The organism is Devosia elaeis, from assembly GCF_001650025.1.
Taxonomy (GTDB): Bacteria; Pseudomonadota; Alphaproteobacteria; order Rhizobiales; family Devosiaceae; genus Devosia; species Devosia elaeis.
The window spans coordinates 1-1,395 of the sequence record NZ_LVVY01000032.1 but is presented as its reverse complement, the minus strand read 5'-3'; the positions used below and the strand labels follow the sequence as shown (position 1 = coordinate 1,395).

Here is a 1,395-nt window from a genome sequence, read left to right as displayed (position 1 = left end):
AGGATGGCATGGCGGAGAAGTCGCGCGAGTTCCTCGACCAGGGGGGCAAGGTCTATGTCCCGCTCGATTAGCCGCGCGCCCCTGCGGGCAACAGTGATCGGGGCAGGCGTCGCCGGGCTCACGACCGCCCTGACCTTGGCCGAGCGAGGCCTTGCGGTGGAGATGTTCGACCGCAATGCGGGGCTCGGGCCGGGGAGCTGTTCCTGGCATGCCGGGGGCATGCTTGCGCCGTGGTGCGAAATGGCATCGAGCGAGGCCGTGGTCGGCCGTCTTGGCGCCCAATCCATTGACTGGTGGCGTGAACGCTTCCCCGCCACTGTGTCGAAAGGCACGCTGGTGGTTGCGCCTGGGCGCGACCTGGCCGAACTCGATCGCTTTGCCCAGCGCACCGAGCGGTACCGGTGGCTCAACGAGACCGAGATAGCTTCCCTGGAACCTGACCTGGCCGGTCGTTTCCGCAAAGGCCTCCACTTCCCCGGCGAAGCACATCTCGATCCGCGCCTCGCGCTGGCGGAGCTGGTGGAGCGGTTGGCAGCTCTGGGCGTCGCCATCCGGTTCGACACCGAACTCGAGCCCGCAGCGGCGCGGGGCGATCTGGTCTTTGATTGCCGGGGGCTTGGCGGGCGGATCGACATGCCGGCACTGCGCGGCGTTCGCGGGGAGATGGCGCTGATCCGCTCACGCAGTCTGTCGCTGTCCCGGCCGGTGCGCCTTTTGCATCCACGCCTGCCGATCTATCTGGTTCCGCGCGGCGAAGGCGTCTTCATGCTGGGTGCGACCATGCTCGAAAACGAGGCACGGGGCCCGGTCAGCGTGCGCTCCATGCTCGACTTGCTGGGGGCTGCCTTCACCCTCCATCCGGCGCTGGGGGAGGCGGAAATTCTCGAGCTTGGGGCCGATCTCCGCCCTGCCCTTCCCGACAACCTTCCCCGGGTGGAGCGGACGGGACGCGTCGTTCGCGTCAACGGACTGTTCCGCCACGGTTTCCTGCTTGCCCCGGCCCTGGCGCAGATTGCCGCCGGCGCGGCCTTAGATCCCCATTTCGACACGGAGCTTATCCATGCGAGTTCTGCTTAACGGCGCCGAGCGGCAGCTGACAGCACGCCGCCTCGACGAAGCGCTCGACGCGCTGGGCTACAAGGACGCGGTCATCGCCACCGCCGTGAACGGTCGGTTCGTGCCGGCGGCCCGGCGCGCGGACACGCAATTATACGATGGCGACAGTCTCGAAGTGCTCGCCCCCATGCAGGGAGGCTGAGGCATGAAGTTTTATGGTGTCACGCTGTCCTCCCGGCTGCTGCTGGGCACGGCCCGTTATCCCTCGCCCAAAATCCTCGAGGCGGCAGTGCGCGCCTCGCGGGCCGAAATCGTCACTGTCTCTCTGCGGCGCGAAGG

At 67.7% G+C, this 1,395-nt stretch carries 2 protein-coding genes and 1 pseudogene; all 3 read left to right on the top strand.

Annotation, left to right across the window (positions count from 1 at the left end; translation table 11 throughout):
- The first annotated feature begins 81 nt into the window (after window positions 1-81).
- The gene (locus A3840_RS01595; protein WP_067450880.1) at window positions 82-1,077 is read left to right on the top strand and encodes an FAD-dependent oxidoreductase; all 996 of its coding nucleotides are present in this window, start codon (window positions 82-84) and stop codon (window positions 1,075-1,077) included.
- Window positions 1,061-1,258 (top strand): sulfur carrier protein ThiS, encoded by a 198-nt coding sequence (thiS, locus tag A3840_RS01590; protein ID WP_067450877.1) that lies wholly within the window; start codon window positions 1,061-1,063, stop codon window positions 1,256-1,258. Before A3840_RS01595 ends, thiS begins: the two co-directional genes overlap by 17 nt.
- 3 nt (window positions 1,259-1,261) lie before the next feature.
- Window positions 1,262-1,395, top strand: a pseudogene (locus A3840_RS18930) (thiazole synthase); the annotation flags it as partial.

Excerpts from the sequence above, each read along its gene's own strand:
- thiS (WP_067450877.1), top strand. The coding sequence starts at position 1,061 with ATGCGAGTTCTGCTTAACGGCGCCGAGCGGCAGCTGACAGCACGCCGC.